General features: G+C 65.5%; 23 protein-coding genes. 12 read left to right on the top strand and 11 right to left on the bottom strand.

The genetic code is table 11. The annotated features are described in order from the left end of the window. Positions 1–7: 7 nt before the first annotated feature. From lptB to CYJ07_RS00820, 6 genes are all read left to right on the top strand, one after another. Positions 8–733: an LPS export ABC transporter ATP-binding protein gene (gene lptB / locus CYJ07_RS00845; RefSeq protein ID WP_104201771.1), complete on the top strand. Its 726-nt coding sequence runs from the start codon at positions 8–10 to the stop codon at positions 731–733. 163 nt (positions 734–896) lie between these two features. Beyond that, on the top strand, positions 897–2,315 hold the full coding sequence (locus tag CYJ07_RS00840) for an RNA polymerase factor sigma-54 (RefSeq protein WP_104201770.1): 1,419 nt from the start codon (positions 897–899) through the stop codon (positions 2,313–2,315). Between the two features lie 111 nt (positions 2,316–2,426). Then, a complete protein-coding gene (hpf, locus tag CYJ07_RS00835) occupies positions 2,427–2,735 on the top strand; it encodes a ribosome hibernation-promoting factor, HPF/YfiA family (protein WP_104201769.1) in 309 nt (102 codons plus the stop codon). A 6-nt stretch (positions 2,736–2,741) separates the two neighbouring features. Beyond that, positions 2,742–3,212: a PTS IIA-like nitrogen regulatory protein PtsN gene (gene ptsN / locus CYJ07_RS00830; RefSeq protein ID WP_104201768.1), complete on the top strand. Its 471-nt coding sequence runs from the start codon at positions 2,742–2,744 to the stop codon at positions 3,210–3,212. Between the two features lie 44 nt (positions 3,213–3,256). Then, positions 3,257–4,177: an RNase adapter RapZ gene (gene rapZ / locus CYJ07_RS00825; RefSeq protein WP_104201767.1), complete on the top strand. Its 921-nt coding sequence runs from the start codon at positions 3,257–3,259 to the stop codon at positions 4,175–4,177. A 2-nt stretch (positions 4,178–4,179) separates the two neighbouring features. Then, the gene (locus tag CYJ07_RS00820; RefSeq protein ID WP_104201766.1) at positions 4,180–4,449 is read left to right on the top strand and encodes an HPr family phosphocarrier protein; all 270 of its coding nucleotides are present in this window, start codon (positions 4,180–4,182) and stop codon (positions 4,447–4,449) included. Positions 4,450–4,559: 110 nt separating this feature from the next. On the opposite strand, the gene pmbA is transcribed toward CYJ07_RS00820, so the two are convergent. Further along, complete coding sequence (pmbA, locus tag CYJ07_RS00815) at positions 4,560–5,900, bottom strand: metalloprotease PmbA (RefSeq protein WP_104201765.1); 1,341 nt, start codon at positions 5,898–5,900, stop codon at positions 4,560–4,562. Between the two features lie 147 nt (positions 5,901–6,047). Between pmbA and yjgA the strand changes: the two genes are divergently transcribed. Then, positions 6,048–6,554 carry a ribosome biogenesis factor YjgA gene (gene yjgA, locus CYJ07_RS00810; RefSeq protein ID WP_104201764.1) on the top strand — a complete coding sequence of 169 codons (507 nt, stop codon included), beginning with the start codon at positions 6,048–6,050 and terminating at the stop codon, positions 6,552–6,554. Between the two features lie 127 nt (positions 6,555–6,681). Here yjgA and tldD read toward each other — a convergent pair whose 3' ends face one another. From tldD to CYJ07_RS00775, 7 genes are all read right to left on the bottom strand, one after another. Beyond that, positions 6,682–8,136 (bottom strand): metalloprotease TldD, encoded by a 1,455-nt coding sequence (gene tldD / locus CYJ07_RS00805; protein ID WP_104201763.1) that lies wholly within the window; start codon positions 8,134–8,136, stop codon positions 6,682–6,684. Further along, positions 8,133–11,993 carry a YhdP family phospholipid transporter gene (locus CYJ07_RS00800; protein WP_104201762.1) on the bottom strand — a complete coding sequence of 1,287 codons (3,861 nt, stop codon included), beginning with the start codon at positions 11,991–11,993 and terminating at the stop codon, positions 8,133–8,135. Before CYJ07_RS00800 ends, tldD begins: the two co-directional genes overlap by 4 nt. A gap of 7 nt (positions 11,994–12,000) precedes the next feature. Beyond that, positions 12,001–13,464 carry a ribonuclease G gene (rng, locus tag CYJ07_RS00795; RefSeq protein ID WP_104201761.1) on the bottom strand — a complete coding sequence of 488 codons (1,464 nt, stop codon included), beginning with the start codon at positions 13,462–13,464 and terminating at the stop codon, positions 12,001–12,003. Between the two features lie 51 nt (positions 13,465–13,515). Continuing rightward, positions 13,516–14,148, bottom strand: coding sequence for a Maf family protein (locus tag CYJ07_RS00790; protein WP_269320525.1), 633 nt, complete (start codon positions 14,146–14,148; stop codon positions 13,516–13,518). 4 nt (positions 14,149–14,152) lie between these two features. After that, complete coding sequence (gene mreD / locus CYJ07_RS00785) at positions 14,153–14,644, bottom strand: rod shape-determining protein MreD (RefSeq protein ID WP_104201760.1); 492 nt, start codon at positions 14,642–14,644, stop codon at positions 14,153–14,155. Continuing rightward, positions 14,644–15,558: a rod shape-determining protein MreC gene (gene mreC / locus CYJ07_RS00780; RefSeq protein WP_269320529.1), complete on the bottom strand. Its 915-nt coding sequence runs from the start codon at positions 15,556–15,558 to the stop codon at positions 14,644–14,646. The genes mreD and mreC overlap by 1 nt, the downstream gene beginning before the upstream one ends. Positions 15,559–15,720: 162 nt before the next feature. Next, the gene (locus CYJ07_RS00775; RefSeq protein ID WP_104201758.1) at positions 15,721–16,758 is read right to left on the bottom strand and encodes a rod shape-determining protein; all 1,038 of its coding nucleotides are present in this window, start codon (positions 16,756–16,758) and stop codon (positions 15,721–15,723) included. Positions 16,759–16,937: 179 nt separating this feature from the next. Here CYJ07_RS00775 and gatC point away from each other — a divergent pair, with 179 nt between their 5' ends. The 4 genes from gatC (at position 16,938) to CYJ07_RS00755 (ending at position 20,823) form a co-directional block, all read left to right on the top strand. Continuing rightward, the gene (gene gatC / locus CYJ07_RS00770; protein ID WP_104201757.1) at positions 16,938–17,225 is read left to right on the top strand and encodes an Asp-tRNA(Asn)/Glu-tRNA(Gln) amidotransferase subunit GatC; all 288 of its coding nucleotides are present in this window, start codon (positions 16,938–16,940) and stop codon (positions 17,223–17,225) included. A 74-nt stretch (positions 17,226–17,299) separates the two neighbouring features. Further along, entirely contained in the window at positions 17,300–18,760 is a 1,461-nt protein-coding gene (gene gatA, locus CYJ07_RS00765) for an Asp-tRNA(Asn)/Glu-tRNA(Gln) amidotransferase subunit GatA (protein ID WP_104201756.1), read from the top strand. Continuing rightward, positions 18,760–20,214, top strand: coding sequence for an Asp-tRNA(Asn)/Glu-tRNA(Gln) amidotransferase subunit GatB (gatB, locus tag CYJ07_RS00760; protein WP_104201755.1), 1,455 nt, complete (start codon positions 18,760–18,762; stop codon positions 20,212–20,214). The genes gatA and gatB overlap by 1 nt, the downstream gene beginning before the upstream one ends. A 57-nt stretch (positions 20,215–20,271) precedes the next feature. Continuing rightward, positions 20,272–20,823, top strand: coding sequence for a cupin domain-containing protein (locus tag CYJ07_RS00755; protein WP_104201754.1), 552 nt, complete (start codon positions 20,272–20,274; stop codon positions 20,821–20,823). A gap of 91 nt (positions 20,824–20,914) precedes the next feature. Here the strand turns inward: CYJ07_RS00755 and CYJ07_RS00750 are convergent, their stop codons facing one another. Further along, positions 20,915–22,312 (bottom strand): DNA recombination protein RmuC, encoded by a 1,398-nt coding sequence (locus CYJ07_RS00750; protein WP_104201753.1) that lies wholly within the window; start codon positions 22,310–22,312, stop codon positions 20,915–20,917. Between the two features lie 197 nt (positions 22,313–22,509). On the opposite strand from CYJ07_RS00750, the gene CYJ07_RS00745 reads away from it, so the two are divergent. Next, positions 22,510–23,328, top strand: coding sequence for a helix-turn-helix transcriptional regulator (locus tag CYJ07_RS00745; protein ID WP_104201752.1), 819 nt, complete (start codon positions 22,510–22,512; stop codon positions 23,326–23,328). A 117-nt stretch (positions 23,329–23,445) separates the two neighbouring features. On the opposite strand, the gene CYJ07_RS00740 is transcribed toward CYJ07_RS00745, so the two are convergent. Both CYJ07_RS00740 and CYJ07_RS00735 read right to left on the bottom strand, forming a co-directional pair. Continuing rightward, the gene (locus tag CYJ07_RS00740) at positions 23,446–24,951 is read right to left on the bottom strand and encodes an aldehyde dehydrogenase (RefSeq protein ID WP_104201751.1); all 1,506 of its coding nucleotides are present in this window, start codon (positions 24,949–24,951) and stop codon (positions 23,446–23,448) included. Then, positions 24,948–26,195 carry a Zn-dependent hydrolase gene (locus CYJ07_RS00735; protein ID WP_104201750.1) on the bottom strand — a complete coding sequence of 416 codons (1,248 nt, stop codon included), beginning with the start codon at positions 26,193–26,195 and terminating at the stop codon, positions 24,948–24,950. Before CYJ07_RS00735 ends, CYJ07_RS00740 begins: the two co-directional genes overlap by 4 nt. Positions 26,196–26,260 lie beyond the last annotated feature (65 nt).

Raw genomic sequence — 26,260 nt, 5'->3', positions numbered from 1 at the left:
GGTGCCAATGAAGACCCTGCACGCCCGCCATTTGGCCAAGAGCTACAAGCGTCGCCGCGTCGTGCACGACATCAGCCTCTCCATCGAACAGGGAAGTATCGTCGGCCTGCTCGGACCCAACGGGGCCGGCAAGACCACCTCCTTCTACATGATCGTGGGTCTGGTACGGGCGGATGCGGGCAAGGTCTCCATCGACGATCACGACCTGACGAGCAGCGCCATGCACGAACGCGCCCGGGCAGGCATCGGTTACCTGCCCCAGGAAGCCTCGATCTTTCGCAAGCTTTCAGTCGCCGACAATATCATGGCGATCCTCGAGACGCGCCGGGACCTCGACCGGCAAGGCCGAGAAGCCAGGCTCGAACAGCTGCTGGAGGATTTTCACGTCACGCACATCCGAGACAACCTCGGCATGAGCCTTTCGGGGGGCGAGCGGCGGCGTGTCGAGATTGCCCGGGCCCTCGCCACGGAGCCGGCGTTCATCCTTCTGGACGAGCCCTTTGCCGGGGTCGACCCCATCTCGGTGGGCGAGATCAAGGGCATTATCCGCCAACTGAAGGCGCGCGATATCGGCGTACTGATCACGGACCACAACGTGCGCGAGACGCTGGATATCTGCAACTCGGCCTATATCGTCGGCGATGGCCAGATCATCGCCGAGGGAGACGCCGAAACCATCCTGGCCAACCAGCGCGTTCGGGAAGTCTACCTAGGGGAAGATTTCCGCCTTTGAGTCGCGTCGGGCTCACACCCTGCCATGCAAGATACTGTTATTTTCCAACTCAACTAAAATAGGCATGGGATTTGCGCATGGCATGCTTATTGCACACTTTCCTCTTGCAACCTATGCATTGCCAGTCTAGGGTAGGGTTTTCGGTGGATGAGCTCTTATTCTCATGGCCATGAAAGCCTCTTTGCAACTGCGTGTCGGCACCCAGCTGACCATGACGCCCCAGCTGCAGCAGGCCATTGCCCTGCTGCAGCTCTCCACGCTCGATCTACGCCAGGAAATTCAGCAGGCACTGGAATCCAACCCCATGCTGGAGCTCGACGAGGACTATGGCGAGCAGACCGTCGACGAGATCCCGTCGACGGATGAGTGGGCCAGCGAAATTCCCGACGAGCTGGCCACCGACAGCGACTGGACGGACACCTATCCCGACCACGGCACGAGCACCGGCGGCGCCGGTGAGGGCCCCGACTTCGAACGCCAGGCGGCAGGCCAGACGCTGGCCGGACATCTGATCTGGCAGCTTGCCATGACCGACCTGAACGAGCGCCAGCGACAGATTGCCGAGAGTCTGATCGATGCCGTCGACGGCGCGGGTTACCTCTCACAGCCGCTCGAGGAGATTCGCGACGGGCTGCGCCAGCAGGGTCTCGAAGGCCTTCCCACGCGCGAGGTCGAACAGGTCCTGCTGCGGCTGCAGCAGTTCGAACCCACCGGCGTGTTCGCCCGCGACTTGCGCGAATGTCTCATGCTGCAGCTCGCCGCCCTGCCTGACGACACCCCCCTGCTGCCTCAGGCGCGGCGCCTGGTACGGCAGTTCCTCGAACCGCTGGCCGCGGACGATCGTCGGCTGCTGAAACGCCGCCTGGGGCTCGACGAGAGCGCCCTTGACGATGTCATCGCCCTGGTGCGCTCGCTCGACCCGCGCCCGGGCAGCGACTATACCGAGGTAGGCAGTAGCTACGTCACCCCCGATCTGGTGGCCTACCATGACGAGTCGGGATGGCGCGTGGAGCTCAACGTCGAGGCCCTGCCCCGGCTGCGCATCCAACCCGACTACATGGCCCTGGTGCGGCGCGCCGACAAGAGTCAGGACAACCAGTTCCTGAAGGACCACCTGCAGGAAGCCCGCTGGCTGTTGAAGAGCCTGTCGAGCCGTAACGACACCCTGCTGCGCGTGGGGCGCGAAATCATGGCACGTCAGATCGACTTTCTCGAGCAGGGCGAGGAGGCGATGAAACCCCTGGTACTGGCCGATATCGCCCAGGCAGTTGAGATGCACGAATCGACCATCTCGCGGGTGACGACGCAGAAGTTCATCCACACTCCTCGGGGAGTGTTCGAGCTGAAGTACTTCTTCTCCAGTCATGTAGGCGGTGGCGAAGGCGACGCCCACTCCAGTACGGCGATCCGCGCCCGGATCCGCAAGCTGGTCGCCGACGAACCGCCGCGCAAGCCGCTCTCCGACAGTCGGCTGGTGGAGCTGCTGGCCGAAGACGGCATCAAGGTCGCGCGACGCACGGTGGCCAAGTATCGCGAAGCGCTGGGCATCCCCTCTTCGAGTGAGCGCAAGCGCTTCCGATAAATCCCGCGCCAACAACTTGATCCCGGACAAAACCCGCCGGTTCGGGGGGGTTTGCACGGCTGTAAAAAGGGTTACAATCGATCTACCACTCGAAGGACGAAGGAGCTTGTCATGCAAGTCAACATCACAGGCCATCATGTTGAGCTGACCGACCCCCTGCGTGACTACGTGAGCGAGAAGCTTAGCCGCGTCCAACGCCACTACGACAACATTACCAACGTGCAGGTCACTCTTTCGATCGAGAAGGAGCGCCAACTGGCCGCCTGCACCTTGCACGCTGCGGGTGCCGATCTTCACGCCGAAGCCAGCGATCCCGACATGTATGCCGCCATTGATGCCTTGACCGACAAGCTGGACCGCCAACTCGTCAAACACAAGGAAAAGGCCCAGGCCCGCGCCCAAGGCGCCGGCATTCGCTGAGTTGCCATGATACTGGAAACCATTCTGCCCCCGGAGCGCGCGCTGTTCGACGTCCCCGGGGGCAGCAAGAAGAGGGTGCTGGAGTTCTTCAGCACCTTCATTGCGCAGAATACCCCGAGCCTCGATAGCCAGGAGGTGTTCGGCAGACTGATCGGCCGCGAACGGCTGGGCAGTACCGGCATCGGTAACGGTGTGGCCATACCTCACGCCCGCAGCCCTCACTGCCATAGCCCCGTCGCCGCCTTTCTCAAGCTGGCCGAACCGATCGACTTCGACGCCATCGATGGCGAACCGGTCGACCTGGTCTTCGTGCTGCTCGTCCCCGAGGAAGCGGACGATACCCATCTGGCGCTGCTGAGCCAGGTCGCCGCCGTGATGAACGATGCCGAGACTCGCGTCCAGCTACGCAAGAGCGGTAGCCAGCGCGAGCTTCACGAGCGTCTGATCGACGCCATCCGACGACAGTCGTCGGCCTGAACCCGCCGCATCGTTCGGCCAGCCATCCGACCAGGAGAACCGCCATGCAGCTTGTGATCATCAGCGGCCGCTCCGGCTCCGGCAAGTCGATCGCACTGCAGGCGCTCGAGGATATCGGCTACTACGCCATCGACAACCTCCCGGCCATGCTGCTCGGCGCTCTGGTGGATGAATTGCGCAGTGCACCGGTGGCTCAGACCTCCATCGCCGTCAGTATCGATGCACGCAACCTGCCCCACGCGCTGGAGCGCTTTCCTCGCCTGCTGGAAGAGCTGCGTTCACGCCAGGTCGATTGCCAGGTCATCTATCTCACTACCGACGCTCGCATCCTCTTGGAGCGCTACTCGGCAACGCGCCGGCGGCATCCGCTGACCCGAGGCCGAGACATGACGCTGGGCGAGGCGATAGAGTCGGAAGACACAACGCTGAGCGATATCCGCAACCTGGCGGATCTGATCATCGACACCTCGCGACTGTCGGTCCACGATCTGCGCGGCCGCATCACCGACCAGGTGGCCAGTCATCACGCCGACCAACTCACCCTTACCGTAGAGTCGTTCGGCTTCAAGCGAGGCGTACCACTGGACGCCGACATCGTCTTCGACGCCCGCTGCCTGCCCAATCCCTATTGGGATCCCCGACTGCGCTCGGCCACCGGCCGCGAACCCAGCATCGTAGCCTTCCTCGAGCAGTATCCGCTGGTGCAGCAGATGCTCGACGACATCATCGCCTGGGTCGAACGCTGGCTGCCCGCCTATCGCGATTCCCATCGCAGCTATTTGACCGTTGCCATCGGCTGCACAGGCGGACAGCATCGCTCGGTCTATCTGGCCGAGCGGCTGGCGCATCATCTGGCCCAGCGACACCCCGACGTGCGTATTCGTCATCGAGAACTCGGCATTCATACCCCGGTCGCTCCAGAACAGGAGGTGATTCCGGAATCCACCGTCAGCAAGGAATCCTGAGCGTGCCGAGCCGCAAACTGACCCTGACCAACAAGCGTGGCCTGCATGCCCGCGCCGCCACCAAACTGGTGCAGCGCTGCCAGCCCTTTCAGGCCCAGGTTACCGTCAGCCGCGGAAGCCAGCAGGCCGACGCCAGCAATATCATGGCGCTCTTGATGCTCGGCGCCCCCTGCGGCACCGAACTCGAGATCCATGCCGAGGGGGAGGACGCTACCGAAGCGCTGCAAGCCGTCGAGGCCCTTTTCGAGGCCCGCTTCGATGAGGATGCTTAGGAATGAATGATCGCTCGCGATCAACCAGCATCTCGTCCGCTCGGCGGGCTTCGCCTGGCCTGACCTTCGCTTCCGCAATTCAGCCGCAAAAAGCGATGGGCATGTTTGCCTCAGCCGCCAGCGACGGTCATTTCATCGATCAGCCAACTACCGGTGTGAATGCTGCCGCGAGTGTCGACATCGCTGCCCACTCCGATCAGCCCCTTGAACATCGCCTCAAGATTGCTCGCGATGGTGAACTCTTCCACGGGATACTGAATCTCGCCGTTCTCCACCCAGAAGCCGGCCGCACCGCGTGAATAATCGCCGGTGACACCATTGACCCCTTGCCCCATCAGTTCGGTGACCAGCACGCCGCGCCCCATCCGCGCCAGCAGCTCCTCGCGTGAGGTCAACGGTGCCGCGATGCGCAGGTTGCGGGCCCCACCGGCGTTGGCGGTAGTCTGCATGCCGAGCCGACGGGCGCTATAGGCCGAGAGCATGTAGCTGGCCAGGCGACCGCGCTCAATGAAAACGTTGTCGCGCGTCTGGACGCCGTCGTTGTCGAACGGCGAACTCGCCATGGCGCCCCGCTCCATGGGACGCTCGCCCAGTGTGAACCATTCGGGAAACAGCGCATCACCCAGGCGATCGCACAAGAACGAGGCTTGACGATAAAGCGATCCGCCGGCGATGGCGCTCATCAGATGGCCGATCAACCCGCTCGCCACGGTGGCGTCGAACATGACTGGCAGGCGTCCGGTTGCCGGACGCTGCGCGCCCAACCGCTGCAGCGTGCGTCGCGCCGCACTCCTGCCGACATCCTCCGCTGACAGCAAATCGCGTGGGTTGCGCGCACTGGTATAGTCATAGTCGCGCTGCATGCCCTTGTCGTCACCGGCAATCAGCATGCACGAGAGCGAATGCCGGCTGCCGCGCTGGCTGCCCAGGAAGCCGTGGCTGTTGGCGTAGACCCGCACCCCCTCGCCGCTCGAGAGCGAAGCGCCCTCGGATTGGCGAATTCTCGCCTCACCGCGACCGGCCGCCTCGCACGCCAGCGCCAGTTCGATGGCCTCTTCGGTGGAGAGCTCCCAGGGATGATGCACCTCGAGATCGGGCAGTTCGCTCGCCATCAGCTCGGCATCGGCCAGCCCCGCGGCGGGATCCTTGCCCGTATACAGGGCGATGGCCATGGCCTTTTCGACCACTTCGCGAATCGAGGCTTCGCTGGCATCGGTCGAAGAGGCGCTGCCCTTGTGTCCTTCGAGGTAGATGGTTACCGCGATGCCCTGGTCGCGCGAGAGCTCGACGGTCTCCACCTCGCTCTCGCGGACGCTGATGCCGATCCCCTGGTCGACGCTGGCTCCGACCTCGCAGGCCTCGGCCCCCAAGCGCCGGGCCAGAGCCAGCGCCTGCTCGGCACGTGATTCCAGCAGTGACTGCTGGGCGGCGGCATCGAAAGCCTTGCTCATGTCATTCTCCCTCGTTCACCGGTGGTACCGGCCACCTAACATGTGGTTGTCCCGCCATCGTGCAGCGGGCTGGTATACTGCGGCACTTCGCTCTACCTTGGCCATCTCGGCCAACCGACGCGTACCCTCAAACGATTTGGATGCGGCATGACTCAGGACTCTCCCTCTCCCGCCGACGAGCGGCCCAGCAAATCCCAGCTCAAGCGCGAAATGCACGCGCTGCAGGCGCTGGGCGAACGCATCATCGCCATGAGCCCCGCCGAGCGGGCTCGCTTCCCTCTCTCGGAGGACATGCTGGCGGCCGTCGAGGAAACCTCGCGCATCCGCTCCCATGAAGGCCGCCGCCGCCACATGCAGTACGTCGGCAAGCTGATGCGGCGCGAGGACCTGGAAGCGATTCAAGCCGTCTTCGACGAAATCGAGCAGGAAAGCCGACGTCGCGACCTGGCCTTCCATCGCCTCGAAAAGTGGCGCGATCGTCTCATCGACGAAGGCGACGCCGCCGTGGAGGCCTTCATCGAGGAGCACCCCGATGTCGACCGACAGGCGCTGCGTCAGCTGATCCGCAACGCCAAGAGCGAGCGCGAGCGGGGTAAGCCTCCAGCCAACGCTCGCAAGCTGTTTCGCCTGATCCGCGATACCGCCGGACTGTAAATCGCAAGGCGCGGCTGCGCCACTTTCAGAAGGAAGACGGCGCCATGCGCCTGGAAAAAGAAGGAAACTCACTCCTCTCTTCCTTCTGCACTCTTACCTCTTATCTCTTACCTCTTATCTTTTACCCTCAGGATTGCGTTCCGCCTATGGTGAGCTCATCGAGTTTCAGCGTCGGCTGGCCGACACCGACCGGTACGCCCTGACCCTCCTTGCCGCATACGCCAATGCCGGTATCGAGCTCGAGGTCATGGCCGATCATCGACACCCGCCCCATCGCCTCTGGTCCGTTGCCGATCAAGGTAGCACCCTTGACCGGGGCGGTGATGCGCCCGTCCTCGATCAGGTAAGCCTCGCTGGCCGAAAACACGAACTTGCCCGAGGTGATATCGACCTGTCCGCCGCCGAAGCTGACCGCATAGAGGCCACGCCGGACGCTGGCGATGATGTCGGCGGGATCGTCCTGGCCGGCGAGCATGTACGTATTGGTCATGCGTGGCATCGGCAAGTGGGCGAAGGACTCGCGCCGGGCGTTGCCGGTGGGCTGCATGCCCATCAGTCGCGCATTGAGCTTGTCCTGCATGTAGCCGGTGAGGATGCCGTCCTCGATCAGCGGGGTGTACTGGCCCGGCGTGCCCTCGTCGTCCATGCTCATCGAGCCACGCCGGTCGGCCAGGGTGGCATCGTCGACCACCGTCACGCCGGGGGCCGCCACGCGCTTCCCCATGCGTCCAGCGAATGCGGAACTGCCCTTGCGATTGAAGTCGCCCTCCAGGCCATGCCCCACCGCTTCGTGAAGCAGGATGCCGGGCCAGCCGGGACCGAGCACCACGGGCAGTTGCCCCGCCGGCGCATCCACCGCCTCCAGATTGACCCGTGCCTGGCGCACCGCCTCCTTGGCGAAACGCTCGGCCACGTTCTCGTCGCGCAGGCGGGACATGGCGTAGCGACCGCCGCCGCCGGCGCTGCCGCGCTCGCGCCGACCGCCCTTCGCCGCAATTACGCTGACGTTGAAGCGCACCAGAGGACGTATGTCCGCGGCCAGCGTGCCGTCACTGGCTCGCACCAGCATCACCTCGTACTCGCCGGTGAGCGATGCACTGACCTGAACCACGGAAGGGTCCGCGGCCCGCGCGATCCGATCGGCCTGCTTGAGCAGAGCGATCTTGTCCTCGGCGGTGAGCCCGGCAAGCGGATCGATGTTGGCATAGCGCGCCGCCGACTGACTCGTCACACGTGGCGCGACCGCCAGGCGACTGCCGCTGCGCACGATGCCCGATGCCGTACGCCCCGTCTCGGCCAGCGCATCGGCGGTGATCTGATTGGAATAGGCGAACCCGGTCTTCTCCCCGGCCATCGCACGCACTCCGACCCCGCCGTCGATGTTATACCCGGCCTCCTTGACCTCGCCGTCCTCGAGCACCCAGCTTTCGTGCCAGCTGCGCTGGAAGTAGAGATCGGCATAGTCGACGCCCGGGGTCAGGACGTGTCCCAGGCCGACATCGAGCGCATCGATGTCCAGCCCGCCGGGGCGCAACAGGATCTCGGCGGCGGTATCGAGCAGGGCAGGTGTTGGTGTCGTCATTCAGCGGTTTCCAATTTGATCTCGGGCGAGGTCCAGGGACCTCGCACGCGATAGTGAATTCGGGTGGCTCGATCGAGAACGCGACCGAACAGACGGTCGGCGATGAAGAGTGCGCCTCCCACCACCGGCGCCCCCGCAATGACGGCGGCCAGCGGCAAATTGCTACTTACCGGGACTGTGACGCTCAGGTGCTGGTCGAGTTCCCGGCGCGCAAGATCGACCGTGCCATCGAGAGTGAAGGTAGTGGCCGGACCGTCGATGCGTACCGGCCCGCTCGTTTCGAGTACACCTTCATAGAGAGTAGCAGCCCCGTTCACTTGATCGAAGGCCGTGCCCTGGCCGGTAACGTCGGAAAAATCCATACGCAGCCGACGCAGCAGGTTGTCGACGTTCAGTAGCCCGACCAGCCGCGCCGTGGGCGATTCCAGCTGGACGAAGCGGCCGTCGCGCAGCTCCGCCTCGATGCTGCCGCGTGAGCGCGCCAGGGCGAACTGCCATGGTGGGCCCGGCCAGGCCAGCTGACTCCGCACCCGGGTCTCGTCGCTGCGGATGGAAACTGGCTGTCCGAGGAGCTCCAAGGCGGAGCCCAGGTCGCTGCCATCGAGATTGAGCCGTGACCGGGTCAGGCTGTCGTCCGGCCCTGCCGACTCCCAGACCAGCTCACCGGTCGCCGATATCTGACCCAGCGTCAATCCCAGCGGTCCCAGCACGAGCCGCTCGGACCCGCTCTCCCAACGGGTCGTGAGCGGGCCGATCGCACGCCCTTGGTAGAAAATGTCGGCGATGCGCAAGCGTCCGTTTGGCAGTTCGGTCACCCAGTCCGGCAGCGGAGTGGGGTCGGGCGGCACATCGAGCTCCTCGAGCAGTTCGCCGGCGCCTTCGCTCTGCGCTGGCAGCAGGCCGTCCAGGGTCACCCGATCCAGCGCGATATCCAGCGCATCGTCGAGCGTCGGGCGATAATCGAAGTGACCTTCGAGCAGCCCTCCCCCGAGATTGACGCGCCAGCCCTGATCGTCGCGGGGGCGCGCCTCGGCGGTCATCGGGCCGAGACAACCGTCGCCGGGCCCGACCAGGCAAGCGGCCTCGATTCGCAGTCGCTTCACGGCCTCGGTGCCGGAGGGGGGGCCAGTGTCGCCCCCGGTCAGGGAAGAGAGCATCGAGGCCCATTCGCGCAGGTCCAGGCGTGACTGATAGAGCGTCGCCTCCCAGCCTTCGCGCTCGGGCCAGGTCGGCGCGTCGGGCAAGCGCCCCAGCCATAGCTGCCCTTGCCCCAAGTCGGAATACGACAGCCCTCGCCAGCGCAAGCGCGTGTCGCCGCCGAGCTCCGCCTCTACCAGCTCCCGATCCAGATCGGCCTCCAGCCATAGCGGACGCGGCTCGCCGGCCGCCTTGCCGAGAGGCGACGGCAGATCGATCGCGACCCCTTGGAGACTGCTGTCGAAACGAAAGGCGTTGCGGCCATCGCTCAGCGTCAATCGTCCACGCCAGGGCAATCGGCCGGAGAGTCGAGCGTTGAGGCCGTCCGCACCGCCGAGCTCCAGTAGGCGCGCCATCTTGATCGACCCTTCGAGTTCCACGCCCCCATTCAGGGTGTCTATATCGGCGCTGATCGGTCCACCGAGCAGGCTCGCCTCAAGATAGCCCTCGAGACCGCCCTCTTCGTCGCGCTGATACCAGGCGAGCGGACCGCTGACGTCGCGGAAGGACACGTCGAGCGGCAGATAGACGAGACGCTCCAAGTCCACCTGCGTATCGAGCGTGAGCGTGAAGTCGTCCTCTTGCTCCTGCTCTTGCTCCTGCTCTTTTTCCTCGCCCAATCGCATGGCCAGATCGAGTCGGCCAGAGGCGTTTCCTTCGCCACGCCAGTCGTCGACCCGCTCCATGCCGTCGACGGGAAGCGCGTGCAGGTAGCGACGCAGCGCTTCGCCGTCCGCGGCCACGTCACCGCTGATTCGCAATACGTCATCGGCAAGAGTCACCCGTCCGTTACGTCCCTGGACCCCGAGACTCTCGGCATGGCGTACCTCGGCCTCTAGCGTATCGACGCCCGCCGTGAGATGCCCCTCGAGCGACTCGAGCGCCGGCCATTCGGGATCGAAGGGCAGGCGCCCCTCCTCGATGGCGAGATCGAGCCGCAAGCGCGGCGGGACGGATTCACCATCGCGCTGCAGCGGCAGATGCAGCTTGAGTTCGCCGGCCGGCACCCGGCCGGCCACACCCTCCGCCAGCCAGGCATCCAGCTGTTCTCCCAGCACGTCGGCAGGCAGCCAGTCGGTCAGCGGCCGATCCACCGCATCCACGTCACGAAAACTCAGGTCGAGTCCCAGTCCGCCGCGCATGCCGCCGCCGATCGCCAGGCCGAAGCCGCCCTCGACCTCGGCGCCCTGCCAGCCGGCCTTGAGCCCTCGACCGCTGACGAAAGTACGCGGCCCCTCATAAGTCCAGCGCACCTCGCCGCTGGCGTGAGACAGTGCCATCGGCTCCGCATAGACTTGGGGGATCTTGAGTACGGGGTCGTCGACACCGATGAATTCGATACGCCCAGTGAAGTCGCGCGCCTCGACCCAGGCATCCAACGGACCGCCCCCCGGCACATCGTCCAGCGGCGAGACCTCGACGCGATGCACGGCAGCCTGCGCAATCCACTGACCGTCGCGCCGGCCAAAACCGAGGCCCGAGACCAGTCCGCGAGGGTCGAGGGCGTCGATGGTGCGGATCAGCCCTTCTGGCAGCAGCACTCGCTCACGCCATGCGGCCAGCGAGGCCAGCTCGAACTGGCTGGTATTGAGCCACCAACCCTCGCCGTCGCTTCGCACATGCCAGAAGTGCGGCAGAGCCGGCTTCTCCTCGTCCTCCATTTCCCGTGGTTCCGCCCAATTCGCCGCCGAGGCGTCGCCCTGCAGCCAAGCCTCCCAACCCTCATCGCCCCGCAGCCACTGGCCACGGGCGCGGAAGGGCTCCAGCACGATGGGGTCGTCGTCGCGTCGTAGGGCCAGACGCGGCACGTCGATGTCGAGACGGGCATCGGCCAGGGCACCACGGTGCCAGCGCCCCCAGAGAGTCACGTCGCCGCTGGCATCCTCCAGCTGCAGAGGATCGCCGTAAGTGAACACCTCGACCAAGTCGACCAAGGTATCGAGCTTCATCTCGGCCTGCAGCGCAGCACTGAAGTCACGTAAACCGCGAGGGCCGGGAAAGACCTCCAGCGCGGCCTGCAGCGTGGTCTCCTCCTGGCCCATCAAGTGCACTTCGCCCTCCAGGTGGGCACGCCGTTCGTCGCCGGTGAGCAGCAGGCGCGGTGCCATCATGTCGAGCCTGCGCGTACGACCATGCAGTACCAGTCTCACGTCCTCCGCCCAGGCCCGCTGGCGCAGGAGTCGCCCGACCATGGCATCCATCTGGCTGAGGTCGAATTCACCCTCGATCAGAGCCGCGGGAAGATCGGCGGGATCGGGCCAGTGCCAGCCGCCCTGCTCGTCCTGGTAGAGATGCAGTGTCAGCCCGCTCAGACGGGCATCCGCGACCACCGGCATGCCCGCGCGCAGGCTGGCGGCGCTGTCGAGTCGCATGCGGGCATGCTCGACCTCGAGCAGAGGCAGGCCGCTGTCGCCCTCGTGGGTGGTGACGGTAAGGCCGCCGCCCTCCAGTACCGGGTCCAGTCCAACCATACGGGCCTCGAGCCGCGCCAAGCCTACCGCCGCCCCCGAGCGCGCCTCCAGCAGCCGCTCCACGCGGGGTGCCAGCTCATCGGTTTGCGTCAGGGCGAGGCGCAGCACCAGCGTGAGCACGGCCACCAACGCCAGCGCGACGGCAAGCAGGGTGAGCGACCAGCGAGCGACCAGGCGAAGCGGATGCATGAGCCGCTCACATCAGCACGATATCGTACTGCTCCTGGGAATAATGGCCCTCGACCTGGAAGCGAATGGTCTTGCCAATGAAGCTTTCCAGGTCGGCCACCGCAGCCGACTCCTCGTCAAGCAACCGATCCACCACCGGCTGAGAGGCCAGTACCATGTAAGTCTCCGCGTTGTAGGCGCGCTCCTCGCGCAGAATCTCGCGGAAGATTTCGTAGCAGACGGTCTCGGCGGTCTTCAGCGTCCCCCGCCCGCCGCAGGTGGGACACGCCTCGCACAAGGTCTGCTCCAGGCTCTCGCGCGTACGCTTGCGCGTCAGCTGCACCAGGCCCAGCTCGGTGACCCCGGTACACTTGGTCTTGGCATGATCACGCTCCAGCGCCTTCTCGAGCACGCGCAATACCTGGCGCTGATGTTCGGGATCCTCCATATCGATGAAGTCGATGATGATGATGCCGCCCAGGTTGCGCAGACGCAGCTGGCGGGCGATGGCGTTGGCCGCCTCGAGGTTGGTCTTAAAGATGGTCTCTTCGAGGTTGCGATGCCCCACGTAGCCGCCGGTGTTGACGTCGATGGTCGTCATCGCCTCGGTGGGATCGATCACCAAATAACCACCGGACTTGAGCTGCACCTTGCGCCCCAGTGCCTTCTGGATCTCGTCCTCGACGCTGTAGAGGTCGAAGATCGGTCGCTCGCCCGGGTAGTACTCGATGCGGGCGGTGGAGTCCGGCATAAACTCCTCGGCGAACTCGACCAGCTTGACGTAGTTCTCCCGCGAATCGATACGCACCTTCTCGATCTCGTCGCGCATCAGGTCGCGTAGGGTGCGGATGAACAGCGGCAGGTCGTCGTAGATCACGCTGGGCGCGGGGGCGGTCAACTTGCGCTCGCTGACCTTGCGCCACAACCGCAAAAGAAAGTGCATGTCGGTGTGGAGCTCGTCCCTGCCCACGTTCTCGGCCGCCGTGCGCACGATGAAGCCACCGGTGACCTCGATCTCCTGCTCGCCCTGGCAGACGTCGAGCAGCTCGCGTAGTCGCTCGCGCTCACGCTCGTCTTCGATGCGCTGGGAGACGCCGTTGTGTGGCGAATCGGGCATGTAGACCAGATAGCGCGAAGGCACCGACAGGTGCGTGGTCAAGCGCGCCCCCTTGGTGCCGATGGGGTCCTTGGTCACTTGCACCACCAGGGCCTGCCCCTCGTGCAGCAACTGACCGATCGAGACCTGCTCCTCCGGCGGAGTGCCCGGCGGCATCACTTCGTGGGCGTGGATGAAAGCCGCCCGATCGAGGCCGATGTCGACGAAGGCGGCCTGCATGCCGGGAAGCACCCTCACCACGCGGCCCTTGTAGATATTGCCGACGATGCCGCGCCGCCGCGTGCGCTCGATCAGCGCTTCCTGCAGTACGCCGTTTTCCACCACGGCCACGCGGGTTTCCATCGGCGTCAGGTTGATGAGTACTTCGCCGCTCATGCGGAATCCTTGTCCAATTCGTCTTCGCCGCATTATGACATAGGGAGTCGGCTAGACGGCATTCCCATGTACGCACCACAGCGGCACGCGTTGCCGCGCCAACAGGCGTGCGGTCTCGAACAGCGGCAGCCCGACGACTGCGGAATGGCTGCCCTCGATGCGCTCGACGAAGACCGCCGCCAATCCCTGTATGGCATAGCCACCCGCCTTGTCGACCGGCTCACCGGTGGCCCAGTAGGCGGCGATTTCGTGCTCGGCGATCTCTCGCATCAGCACCTTCGTCTCAACGCAGACATCGAGCAGGCCTGCCAGCCCCGTCACGGCGACGGCGGTCAGTACCTGGTGGGTCCGTCCCGACAGCCGGCGCAGCATTGCCGCCGCCTCGTCGGGTCCGCCGGGCTTGCCCAGGATGTGACCATCGCACACCACTGCGGTGTCCGACCCCAACGTGGGCAGCGTCGAGAGTCGCGCTCCGGCCGCCGCCTTCTCGCGCGCCAGCCGTAGCACATAGGCCTCGGCGGTCTCGCCGTGGCGTGGCGTCTCGTCGATATCGACCGGTTTCACCTCGGCCGTGACGCCGATCGAGGCCAACAGTTCACGGCGCCGCGGCGAGGCCGAGGCCAGGCACAGCGCCGGGGCATCGGGAGAGCACGAACCCGAGGACGCCAGGGGTATCATCGGCATAGCCTCACTCCCCACCCGCCAAGCGGCGCTCGAAGGCCTGGAACATGGTGGTCCACCACGGCCATAGCACGGCCCCGATCAGTGAGGGCAGCAGGAAAGCCAAGTGCATCGAGAAGGAGCCGAACAGGGTGCGCAGCCACTGTTCGACCAGTTGCACCAGGCCCAGCAACACCAGAACCAGCAGCGCCTGCTGCAGCAGCGAATAAGCGCGGAAGCGCGGATAGACCAGCGCCGCGAGGAAGGCGAGCAGCGACAGCAACAGGGCATTCTGACCCAGCGGCGCCGCCTCGATCAGATCGAGCAACAGCCCCAGCACGAACCCGTGAAGGACGCCCACCCGGTCGGGTGCCGACATGCACCAGTAGATCAACATCAGGCCCAGCCAGTCGGGGCGCCAGATCTGCCAGCCCTCGGCCAGTGGCATGACCTGAAGGCTGAGCGCCAGCAGCAGCGTGAGCCAGATCCAGAACAGCGAGGTACGGTATCCGGCGGCCATTACCCCTCTCCCTGCGCCGTCGGCGGCAGCTCGATGTCATCCATGTCGTCGACCGGCTCACGATCCCACAAGGCATCGTCGGGCACGGGAGCCGGCTCGGGGGGAAAGATCAGCAGGAAGTGACGCGAGCGCTGCAGTCGCGCGACGGGAGCGGCCGTGACCCGTGCGAACGGCTGCCCCGGATCGTGGACCACCTCCGTGACGCGCGCCACCGGGTAGCCCGGCGGAAAACGGCCGGCCAGGCCCGAGGTGACCAGCAGGTCGCCCTCGCGGATATCGGCCGTGTCCGGCACGTGCAGCACCCGCAGCGCGTCGTACTGACCGCTGCCTTGCAGCACGAAACGCAGCCCGTTGCGGTTGATCTGGACCGGTAGGGCATGGCTGGCATCGGCCACCATCAGTACTCGACTGGAATAGGCGGAAACTGCGGTCACCTGCCCCACCAAGCCCGAGGCATCCATGACCGGCTGGCCGACGAAGGCCCCGTTGCGGCGCCCGCGATCGATCACCATCTGATGGGTGAAGGGATCGGAATCCAGCGACAGCAGCTCGGCGGTGATATAGGGCGCCTCGAGACGCGCGGCGGCACCCAGGAGTTCGCGCAGACGCACGTTCTCGGCGGTCAGGCTCGACATATGCTGGACACGGTGTGACAGATGCAGAATCTGTTCGCGCAGGCGACGGTTCTCCTCCACCAGTGCGCGCTGCTCGGAAAGCGCCAGTGAGCCCCAGGCGAGCACATCACTGGGCACGGCGACCAGCCACTGAATGGGGGCGACCAGGGTGGTGAGGTGGCCACGCACCTCTTCCATACGCGTGAACCGATGTTCGACGAACATCAACGCAGCAGCGGCCAGCGCACACAGCAGCATGCGGTAGCCAGGCACGGAAGCGTGCGAGAACAGCGGTTTGATAGACGTTCCCCCCGCACCAGGCGCCGCCCGTCCAGCGGCGCTTGATTATTCGTCGATTCGCACTGACCCAGACCCGCAAAGCGCCCACCTCGGCCTCGCGGCAACAGAACGGTTCGAAGCACCGTCGCCCGCGGCTTTCAGACCCCAGGCCTTGCGCCAGTGTCAGTCGCTCGAGAGCAGCTCGAAGGTGTGCCGATCGATCATTTCGAGGGCCTTGCCACCGCCGCGTGCCACGCAGGTCAGCGGATCCTCGGCCACGATGACCGGCAGCCCTGTCTCCTCGGCGATCAGCTTGTCCAGATCGCGCAGCAGAGCGCCGCCGCCGGTCAGCACCAGGCCGCGCTCGGCGATGTCCGACGCGAGTTCGGGAGGTGACTGCTCAAGGGCACTTTTGACCGCGGCGACGATCGAGGAGAGCGTCTCCTGCAGGGCGTCGAGAATTTCATGCGAATTCAGGGTGAAGCTGCGCGGTATACCCTCGGCCAGGTTGCGTCCGCGCACGTCGATCTCGCGCAGCTCGCCGCCGGGATAGGCGCAGCCGATCTCCTCCTTGATGCGCTCGGCTGTGGCTTCGCCGATCAGGCTGCCGTAATGGCGGCGTACATAGGCGGAGATGGCCTCGTCGAAGCGGTCGCCGCCGACGCGAATCGATTCGGAATAAACCACGCCATTGAGCGAGATGATGGCAATCTCGGTGGTACCGCCACCGATATCCACCACCATCGAGCCCTGCGCGTCGTCGACCGGCAGCCCGGCGCCGATGGCGGCGGCCATCGGCTCCTCGATCAGGAACACCTCGCGGGCGCCCGCCCCTTCGGCGGACTCCTTGATCGCGCGCCGCTCCACCTGGGTCGACATGCAGGGCACACAGACCAGCACGCGTGGGCTTGGCGTCAGGAACGTGCTCTGATGCACCTTGCGGATGAAGTGCTGCAGCATCTGCTCGGTGACGGTGAAGTCGGCGATCACCCCGTCCTTCATCGGACGAATGGCAGTGATGTTGCCCGGCGTACGGCCCAGCATGCGCTTGGCGTCCGCGCCTACCGCGGCCACGCTGCGCATGTTGCCGGACTGGCGGATGGCCACTACCGAAGGCTCATCGAGCACAATGCCGCGACCGCGAACGTAAATCAGCGTATTGGCCGTACCCAGATCGATAGAAAGATCGCTGGAGAACAGCCCCCTCAAGCGTTTGAACATGGACGTCGTTACCTAGTGCAGACCGGGACCAGTGCGGAGGCAAACGGTATCATCGCGGCCCCCGGGCAGCAAGCGACATGGCACCACCCCGGTTGCGAGAAGAGTGCCCGCCACGCGCCGGATATGGTACCTTTTCCTGCTGTTCACAACACTTCCTATCGTGCGAGGACACACAGCTCATGGCGCTTGAACACGCAGACGTGCAGCGGGCCGCCCACCTGGCCCGGCTAGGCCTGAACGACGAGGACGCCGCCCGCTACGTGGACGATCTGGGACGTATTCTCGAGATGGTCGACATGCTGCAGGCGCTCGACACCGAGGGCATCGCACCGCTGGCTCATCCGCTCGACGTCACCCAGCGCCTGCGCGCCGACGAGGTCACCGAGAGCGACCAGCGCGAGCGTTTCCAGCGCTGTGCCCCGGCCGTGGAAGACGGACTCTACCTGGTGCCCCGCGTCGTCGAGTGAGCCAAACGTGCTCGCCGCCGCACCATTCGTTCCCTAACGCTTTCCAACGGCACGCCTTCATGGAGCCATGCCGCATGCATGACAAGACACTGGCCGAACTGGCCCGCTCGCTCGACGCCGGCGAGTTCTCCAGCCGCGAGCTGACCCAGCACCTGCTGGGCCGCATCGACCGCCTCGACGGCGAGCTGAACTGCTTCATCACCGTCACCTTCGATCAGGCCCTGGCCGCCGCCGACGCCGCCGACAAGTCCCGCGCCGCGGGCAAGGCCGGCCCGCTGACCGGCTTGCCGCTGGCGCTCAAGGACATCTTCTGTACCCGCGACGTCAGGACCACCGCCGGCTCGAGAATGCTCGACAATTTCATCTCGCCCTACGATGCCACCGTGGTCGAGAAGCTCGCCACGGCCGGCACCGTTAGCCTGGGCAAGACCAACATGGACGAGTTCGCCATGGGCTCCTCCAACGAGAACAGCCACTATGGCCCGGTGAAGAACCCCTGGGACCTCGCCGCGGTACCCGGCGGCTCCTCTGGTGGTAGCGCCGCGGCGGTCGCCGCCGGCCTGGTACCGGCCGCCATCGGCACCGACACCGGCGGCTCGATCCGCCAGCCCGCCGCTTTCTGCGGCATCACCGGACTCAAGCCCACCTACGGACGGGTGTCGCGCTACGGCATGATCGCCTACGCCTCGAGCCTCGACCAGGCCGGCCCCATGGCCCGCACCGCCGAGGATTGCGCGCTGCTGCTGTCTGCCATGGCCGGCCACGACCTGCACGATTCCACCTGCGTGGCGCGCGGTGTACCCGACTACACCGAGGAGCTCGACACCCCCCTCGCCGGGCTCAAGATCGGCCTGCCGCGTGAGTATTTCGGTGACGGCCTCGCGCCCGAGGTCGAAGCGGCGATGCGCGACGCGGTCAAGGCGTTCGAGTCGCTCGGCGCCAGCGTGCGCGAAGTGAGCCTGCCGCATACCCACTACGCCATACCGGCCTACTACGTCATCGCTCCCGCGGAGGCATCCTCGAACCTCTCGCGCTATGACGGTGTGCGCTTCGGTCATCGCTGCGACAGCCCCAGCGATCTGATCGACCTGTACAAGCGCAGCCGTGCCGAGGGCTTCGGCGACGAGGTCAAGCGCCGCATCCTGATCGGCACCCATACCCTCTCCGAAGGGTTCTTCGACGCCTATTACAAGAAGGCCCAGCAGGTGCGCCGCTTGATCCGCCAGGACTTCCTCGACGCCTTCGAGGAGGTCGACGTGCTGATGGGCCCCGCCTCACCCACGCCGGCCTTCGACCTGGGGGCGAAAAAGGACCCGGTCTCGATGTACCTGCAGGACATCTACACCATTGCCATCAATCTCGCGGGAATCCCCGGCATGAGCGTGCCGGCCGGCTTTGTCGGCAACCGCCCGGTGGGCCTACAGATTCTCGGCAATCACTTCGCCGAGGCCCGCCTGCTCAACGTGGCGCATCAGTTCCAGCAGGCCACCGACTGGCATCGTCATCGTCCCGCCTTCGCCGAGGAGAACGCCTGATGCAATGGGAAACTGTGATCGGGCTGGAGGTCCACGTCCAGCTCGCTACCCGGTCGAAGATCTTTTCCGGCGCCTCAACCGCTTTCGGCGCCGAGCCCAACACCCAGGCCTGCGCCGTCGACCTGGGCCTGCCGGGCGTTCTGCCGGTGCTCAACGAGGCTGCCGTGGCCATGGCCGTGAAGTTCGGCCTGGCGATCCACGCCGAGATTCCCGAGGTCTCGGTATTCGACCGCAAGAATTACTTCTACCCCGACCTGCCCAAGGGCTACCAGACCAGCCAGATGTACCAGCCCATCGTCGGCGCCGGCGTGGTGGAGATCACCCTCGAGGATGGCACCACCAAGCCGATCCGAGTGCACCACGCCCACCTCGAGGAGGATGCTGGAAAGTCGCTGCATGAAGATTTTCATGGAATGACCGGCGTTGACCTCAACCGCGCCGGCACACCGTTGCTGGAGATCGTCTCCGAACCCGACATGCGTTCGGCAAAGGAGGCCGCCGCCTATCTCAAGGCGATCCACTCCATCGTCACCTATCTCGGCATCAGCGACGGCAACATGGCCGAGGGTTCGATGCGCTGCGACGTCAACGTCTCGGTACGGCCCAAGGACCAGGAGGCCTTCGGCACCCGCGCCGAGATCAAGAACGTCAACTCCTTCCGCTTCGTCGAGCGCGCCATCGCCTTCGAGGTGGAGCGTCAGATCGAACTGCTCGAGGACGGCGGCAAGGTCATTCAGGAGACCCGCCTGTTCGACCCCGATCGCGACGAGACGCGCAGCATGCGCACCAAGGAGGAAGCCAACGATTACCGTTACTTCCCCTGCCCCGACCTGCTGCCGGTGGTGCTGGACCAGGCCTATATCGACCATCTGCGCGACAACCTCCCGGAACTGCCCGCCGAAAAACGCGCCCGCTTCGAGAGCGAGCTGGGGCTCTCCGCCTACGACGCCAGCGTGCTCTCCGCCACGCGCGAGATGGCCGACTACTTCGAGGAGGTGAAAGATGTCTGCGGCGACGCCAAGCAGGCCGCCAACTGGGTGCAGGGCGAACTCGCGGGCGCGCTCAACCGCGAGGGCCTGGCGATCGCCGACAGCCCCGTCTCGGCGCACCAGCTCGGCGAGCTGATCGCCCGGGTGATCGACGACACCATCAACGGCAAGGCCGCCAAGCAGGTCTTCCAGGCCCTGTGGAACGGCCAGGGCGCGAAGGCCGACGATGTCATTGAAGCCCAGGGGCTTAAACAGGTCACCGACACCGGCGCCATCGAGGCGATGATCGACCAGGTGATCGCCGACAGCCCGGCCCAGGTGGCTCAGTACCGTGATGCCGAGCCGGAAAAGCGCGGCAAGATGATCGGCTACTTCGTCGGCCAGGTGATGAAGGCGTCGCGTGGCACCGCCAATCCGCAGCAGGTCAACCAGTTGCTCAAGCAGAAGCTGGACGCCCTCTGCTGAGCGCGCCAAGGCGCCGCCGCAACCGGGCGGCGCCACTTCAATGACGAGGAGACCGGCATGTCGGACGATGTTGGCGTACGCCTGCGCGCCCTGCGCACCTTGCGCGGCATCTCCCAGCGCGAACTGGCCAAGCGCTGCGGTGTCACCCACTCCAGCCTGTCGCTGATCGAGCAGGGCAAGGTCAGCCCTTCGGTCAGCTCATTGAAGAAGATCCTCGACGCCATTCCCATCAGCGTCGGCGACTTCTTCACCATGGACCTGGAGAGCCGCAACCAGGTTTTCTACGCCGCCGAAGAACTGGCCGACATGGGCAGCGGCGAGGTGGTCTACAAGCTCGTCGGCGCCAACCGGGCCAGCCGGGCGCTGGCCTTTCTGATCGAGACCTACCCCCCCGGGGCCGACACCGGCCGCGAGATGATCGCCCACCAGGGCGAGGAGGCCGGTGTGGTGCTCAAGGGCGAGATCGAGATCACCATCGGCGCCGAGACCCGCGTGCTCGGCCCCGGTGAAGCCTACTATTTCGACACCAACGTTCCTCATCGCTTCCGCAATCCCGGTAGCGAGCCCTGCCGCCTGGTGAGCTGCTGCACACCGGCCCGCGCCTTCTAGCCAGCGCCGCCTCGCCTCTCCTCCTTCCCGCGCTCTTCAAGTGCCCACGCATGCCAGCCCGAGCGAACCGCTCCGAATTGCTGCCAGCTGCCTACCGACGGCCGGCAGCCTCGGCGTCACCCTCCTCTTCTGACAGCGGCAAGGAACGCGGCCGCTCGCCATCAAGCTCCAAGCGCGCCCGCTCGACCAAGTCGTCGGGCAACTCCTTCTTCACCGCCACTCCCAGTTCCTGGAATTCGGCGGCTTGCTTGATCAGATTGCCGCGACCGTTGACCAGCTGCCCCATGGCACGATCGTAGCTGTCGCGCGCCCCATCGAGCCGAACCTGCACTTCCTGCATGCTTTCGAGGAATAGCCGCAGCTTGTTGTAGAACTTCTCAGCGCGGCTGGCCAGCTCGGCGCTGTGTCGGCTCTGGTCCTCGAAGCGCCACAGCTGTCGCACCACGTTGAGGCTGGTCAGCAGCGTAGTAGGGGTGGCCACCAGTACGTTGTGCTCAATGGCGCGTTGGTAGAGGGTCTCGTCATGCTTCAGCGCCTCGACGTAGGCCGACTCCACCGGGATGAACATGATCACCACGTCCGGCGAGTTGAGTCCCGGCAGGTCGTAGTAGTGCTTGTCGGCCAGCTCGCTGATTCGATTACCCACCGCCGTGGCGTGAGCCGACAGCGCCAGCTCGCGCTCGTGCTCGTCCTCCGCGTTGACATAGCGCACGTAGGCAGCGAGCGAGGTCTTGGCGTCGATGACCAGATGCCTGCCCTGGGGCAGATAGACCACCGCGTCGGGCCGACGCCGACCGTCGGCCGTGGCGAAACTGACCTCGCGCCGGTAATCCTTGCCGGCCCGCAGGCCTGAGCCCTCCAGCACGTTCTCGAGCATCAGCTCGCCCCAGTTGCCCTGCACCTTCTTCTGCCCCTGCAGTGCCTGGGTCAGCCGCTCGGCCTGGTCGGTGATCTCCCGGTTGAGCGCCTGCAGGTGCCTGAGTTCGGCACGCAGCCCGGCGCGCTGCTCGGTATCGTGGCGATGGATCGATTCGACCTTCTCGCGAAACCCCTTCATCTCGGCCTGGATCGGCTGCAACAGCCCGCTGATACGCTGCTGGGAGAGTTCGGAGAAGGCGCGCCCCTTGCGCTCGAGGATCTCGTTGGCAAGATTCTCGAATTCCTGGCGCAGCTGGTCGCGACTGTCGCGCAGCAGAGCCAACTGCGCCTCGAAGTGCTGCTGCTTCTGCTCGAGGGCGGTGGCCAGGCGGGCTTCGCTCACCTGTACCTCTCCAAGTGTGCGCTGCTGCTCGTCGAGGCGCCGCTCACGCTCGGCAAGTCGCTCACGCAGCTCGGCCAGCGCCGTCTCGTGACGCTGCCCATCGGCGCGCTGGCGGCGGGCAGCGAGCAGGCCGGCCAAGCCGAAGGCGAGCAGGAACGTCACGAACGCCGAAAACGCCATGGCGTATCCGGTAGGAAGGGAAACCAGCAGCGTCAAAAGATCGGTCAAGGGGCAGACTCCAACGACTGCATGAAAGGATCGAGCCAGAGTCTCCTCAAAATGTGGCGGCTTGTCACGGCTTACCGGTAAATGCCCCGCTTCCGGGTCGTCACGCGGTTGTTCATGCCCGCAGATACAGCCCTGTATAGGGTGCCAAAGCCGGGACATGATATCGTGGAATCAATGTTTCCCGATTCGATGCCATCATGCTCGACTTCCTTGCACGTCACGAAAGCCTCGCCTGGCACCAGCAGTTAGCTCGCCTTCAACGCATTGCCGGAGCGGCCGATTTCCCCGGCCGGCTTGATCAATGTCTGCGTGAGCTCGTGGGTCACGAAACCGTGCTGATCAATGCCTACCGTGGGCGCCGTCGGCCATTGCTGATCCATGACGACTACCCTCCGCATCGTCGCGAACAGGGCATCGAGCGCTACCTGAGCAAGGCCTATCTGCTCGACCCCTTTTTTACTGCCGTAAGCGGCGGCCTGGACCAGGGCGCTCACCGCCTGCGCGAACTGGCTCCAGATCGCTTCGAGGCGAGCGATTATTATGCCCATTATTATCGCGCCCTTGGCCTGGTGGACGAGGTGGGCCTCTTCTGCCGGGTCGAGGCGGATGTGGTGGTGGCCGTGTCGCTGGGCTTCGGAGCCAACTCCCCGACGCTGACCCGCCGCGCCCTGCAGGCACTGCGCCATCTCTCGCCCATGCTGGAAGCCCTGCTCGTCGAGTACTGGAAATGGCAGGGGAGCCAGTTCCAGCAGCGCCTGGCCGAGCAGGAGCCGGTGGAAGCGGCTTTTGCCAGCTTCGGTGCCGGCGTGCTGACCGCTCGCGAGCAGGAGATCGTGCGCCTGCTACTGGCCGGCCACTCGACGAAATCGGCAGCCCGGGAACTCGATATCAGCGACGGCACGGTCAAGGTGCATCGCAAGCACATCTACCAACGGCTCGAGGTTTCCAGCCAATCGCAGCTTTTCCGGCAGTTCCTCGATCACGTGGCGCTGGTGTCGCGGCAACGGGCAGGCTGAGCCCAGGGAAGGCAAGGGCAAGAGAAGGCAAAGGGGGCCTAGGGAAGAAAAGAGCCGGCTCCGGAGCCGGCAAGACAGCGTGATCAAACTCACGCGCAAGTGCTCATGGATGGGTCGTCAGGGCGCTAGCGCCATCCACACCGTCTTGAGTTCGGTGTACTCCGTCAGGGCATGTAGGGACTTGTCGCGACCGTTGCCGGACTGCTTGACGCCGCCGAAGGGCACCGTCATGTCGGGGCCCGCCCAGTTGTTGACAAACACCTGGCCGGAATGGAGCCTGCGGGAGAGGCGCATGATGCGGTCAATGTCCTGGCTCCATAGCCCCGCGGCCAGGCCGTAGTCGCTGTCGTTGGCCAGGGCGATGGCCTCCTCTTCGCTGTCGAAGCCGAACACCGAAAGTACCGGGCCGAAGATTTCCTCACGGCCGATCGTCATGGCCGGGGTCACGCCGTCGAATATCGTGGGCGGAATGAACAGCCCCGGGCCCGCCAGAGTTGCGCCGCTGGTACGCAGCCGCGCGCCCTCCTCACGCCCCTTCTCGATAAAGCCGAGCACTTTGCGATACTGGGTCTCGTCCACCATGGCACCCATGAAGCTCTGCGGGTCGAGCGGGTCGCCGGGCTGCATGCCTTCCGCCGCCTCCAGGACGCGCTCGACGAACTCCTCGCGGATCGAGTTCTCCACCAGCAGCCGGGAGCCGGCGATGCACACCTCGCCTTGGTTATGAAAGATCGCCGCGGCGGCGTGGTTCGCCACCTGATCCAGGTTCTTGCAGTCGGCGAAGACGATGTTGGGCGCTTTGCCGCCGCACTCCAAATAGACCCGCTTGAGGTTGGACTGGCCGGCGTACTGCATCAGCTGCTTGCCCACCGCGGTGGAGCCGGTGAAGGCCAGGCAATCGACCTGCATGGAGAGCGCCAGGGCCTTGCCTACGGTGTGGCCGAAGCCAGGTAGTACCTGGAACACCCCGCGCGGCAGGCCCGCCTCACGGGCAAGGCTTGCCAGTCGCAGCGCCGAGAGCGGCGACTTCTCGGAGGGCTTGAGGATCACGCTGTTGCCGGCGGCCAGCGCCGGGGCGATCTTCCAGGCGGTCATCATCAGCGGGAAGTTCCACGGTACGATGGCCGCCACCACGCCCAGGGGCTCACGAAGCACCAGGCCCAGGCTCTCCTCGCCAGTGGGGGCGACTTCACCGTAGACCTTGTCGATGCCCTCGGCGGTATAGCGCAGGCAGCCGATGGCGCCGGCGATATCGCCCAGCGAACTGGAGATCGGCTTGCCCATGTCCAGGGTGTCGAGCAGCGCCAATTCGTGTTGATGCGCCTCCATCAGCTCGGCCAGCTTGAGCAGCGTCTGCTTGCGCCGCCCCGGTGCCAGCCGCGCCCACTCGCCCCGGGCGTGGGCAGCCCGGGCACAAGACACGGCGAGCTCGGCATCGGCGGCGTCGCAGCTGGCGACATAGGCCAGGGTCTCACCGGTGGCCGGGTTGACGGTGGCAAAGGTCTCGCCGCTGGCGGCATCGACGAAGGCGCCATCAATAAAGGCGCGGCTCTCCAGGCGCGGGATCAGCGTCTCGGCCAAGGCCTGCCAGTCGGCCTTGGTGGCGGGAATCGTGACGTTCATTGGCCCGCCTCCAGGATATTGGCCCGTTCCACCATGGCGTCAAAGAGCACCTGAGCCCCAAGAGCGCAGTGTTCCGGGGAGGCATACTCCGCCTCGTTGTGGCTGATTCCGTCACGGCAGGGAATGAAGATCATCGCAGTCGGCGCGACCCGGGCCACATAGACGGCGTCGTGGCCGGCGCCGCTCATCATGCGCCGGTAAGGAACGCCGCGGGCCTTGGCGGCTCTCTCCACGGCATCGATGCAGCCGCTATCGAAGCTCACCACCGGCGAGGCCCAGATGCGTTCGCTGTGCGCCGTGATGCCAAAGGTCTCGCCGACAGCGGCCAGCTCACGCTCGAAGTGCGCTTCAAGGGCATCCAGCTCAGCCTCGTCGACATGGCGAAGATCGACGGAGAGAGTCACTTCGCCGGGCACCACGTTGCGCGATGCCGCGTCGATTTCCAGGGTACCGAAGGTGACCTTGGTGTCGCCGCTGGGATCCGCCAGGGCATGGTCCTGCAGGCGATCGATCAGGCGCGCCGCGGCGGCCAGAGCGTCGCGGCGGTAGCGCATCGGGGTGGGGCCGGCATGCGAGGACTGCCCGCGCAGAGTGACGTCGAACCAGCGCATGCCCTGCACGCCGGTCACCACGCCAACCGCTTCGTGGCTCTCCTCCAGTACCGGTCCCTGCTCGATATGCAGCTCGAGGAAGCCCGCCAGACGAGGCTCGCCCACCGCCATCTCGCCAGCGAAACCGGTGGCCGCGAGCGCCTCGCCCAGGGTCACGCCATCACGGTCGCGGCGCGCCAGGGTCGACTCGACGCTGAACGCCCCGGCATAGGTACCGGAGGCGACCATGGCCGGGGCAAAGCGGCTGCCCTCTTCATTGGTCCATACCACCAGTTCCATCGGCCGCTCGGTGACGATGCCGTGATCGTCGAGGGTGCGGAACGCCTCGAGGCCGGCCAACACGCCGAGCACACCGTCGAAGCGCCCGCCCTTGGGCTGGGTATCCAGATGGCTGCCAACGCCGATCGGATCGAGATCATCGCGCTTGCCGGCGCGGCGCAGGAACATATTGCCGACCCGATCCACGCGCAGCGTACAGCCCAGCGCCTGACACCATTCGATCAACAGGCGACGCCCGGCGGCGTCCTCCTCGGTCAATGCCAAGCGGTGACTACCGCCGTTGGGGCTGGGGCCGATCTCGGCCATGGCAATCAGGCTCGACCAGAGCCGCTGGCCGTCGATGGAAACCGACATGGGTGCCTCCCTTGTGATTGTTCGGGGTTAGAATGGCTACACCTTAGGCGGCCACCGGGCCAGCC

The sequence above is a fragment of the Billgrantia saliphila genome, assembly GCF_002930105.1.
GTDB lineage: Bacteria > Pseudomonadota > Gammaproteobacteria > Pseudomonadales > Halomonadaceae > Halomonas > Halomonas saliphila.
This window is presented reverse-complemented; position numbering and strand designations above follow the sequence as displayed.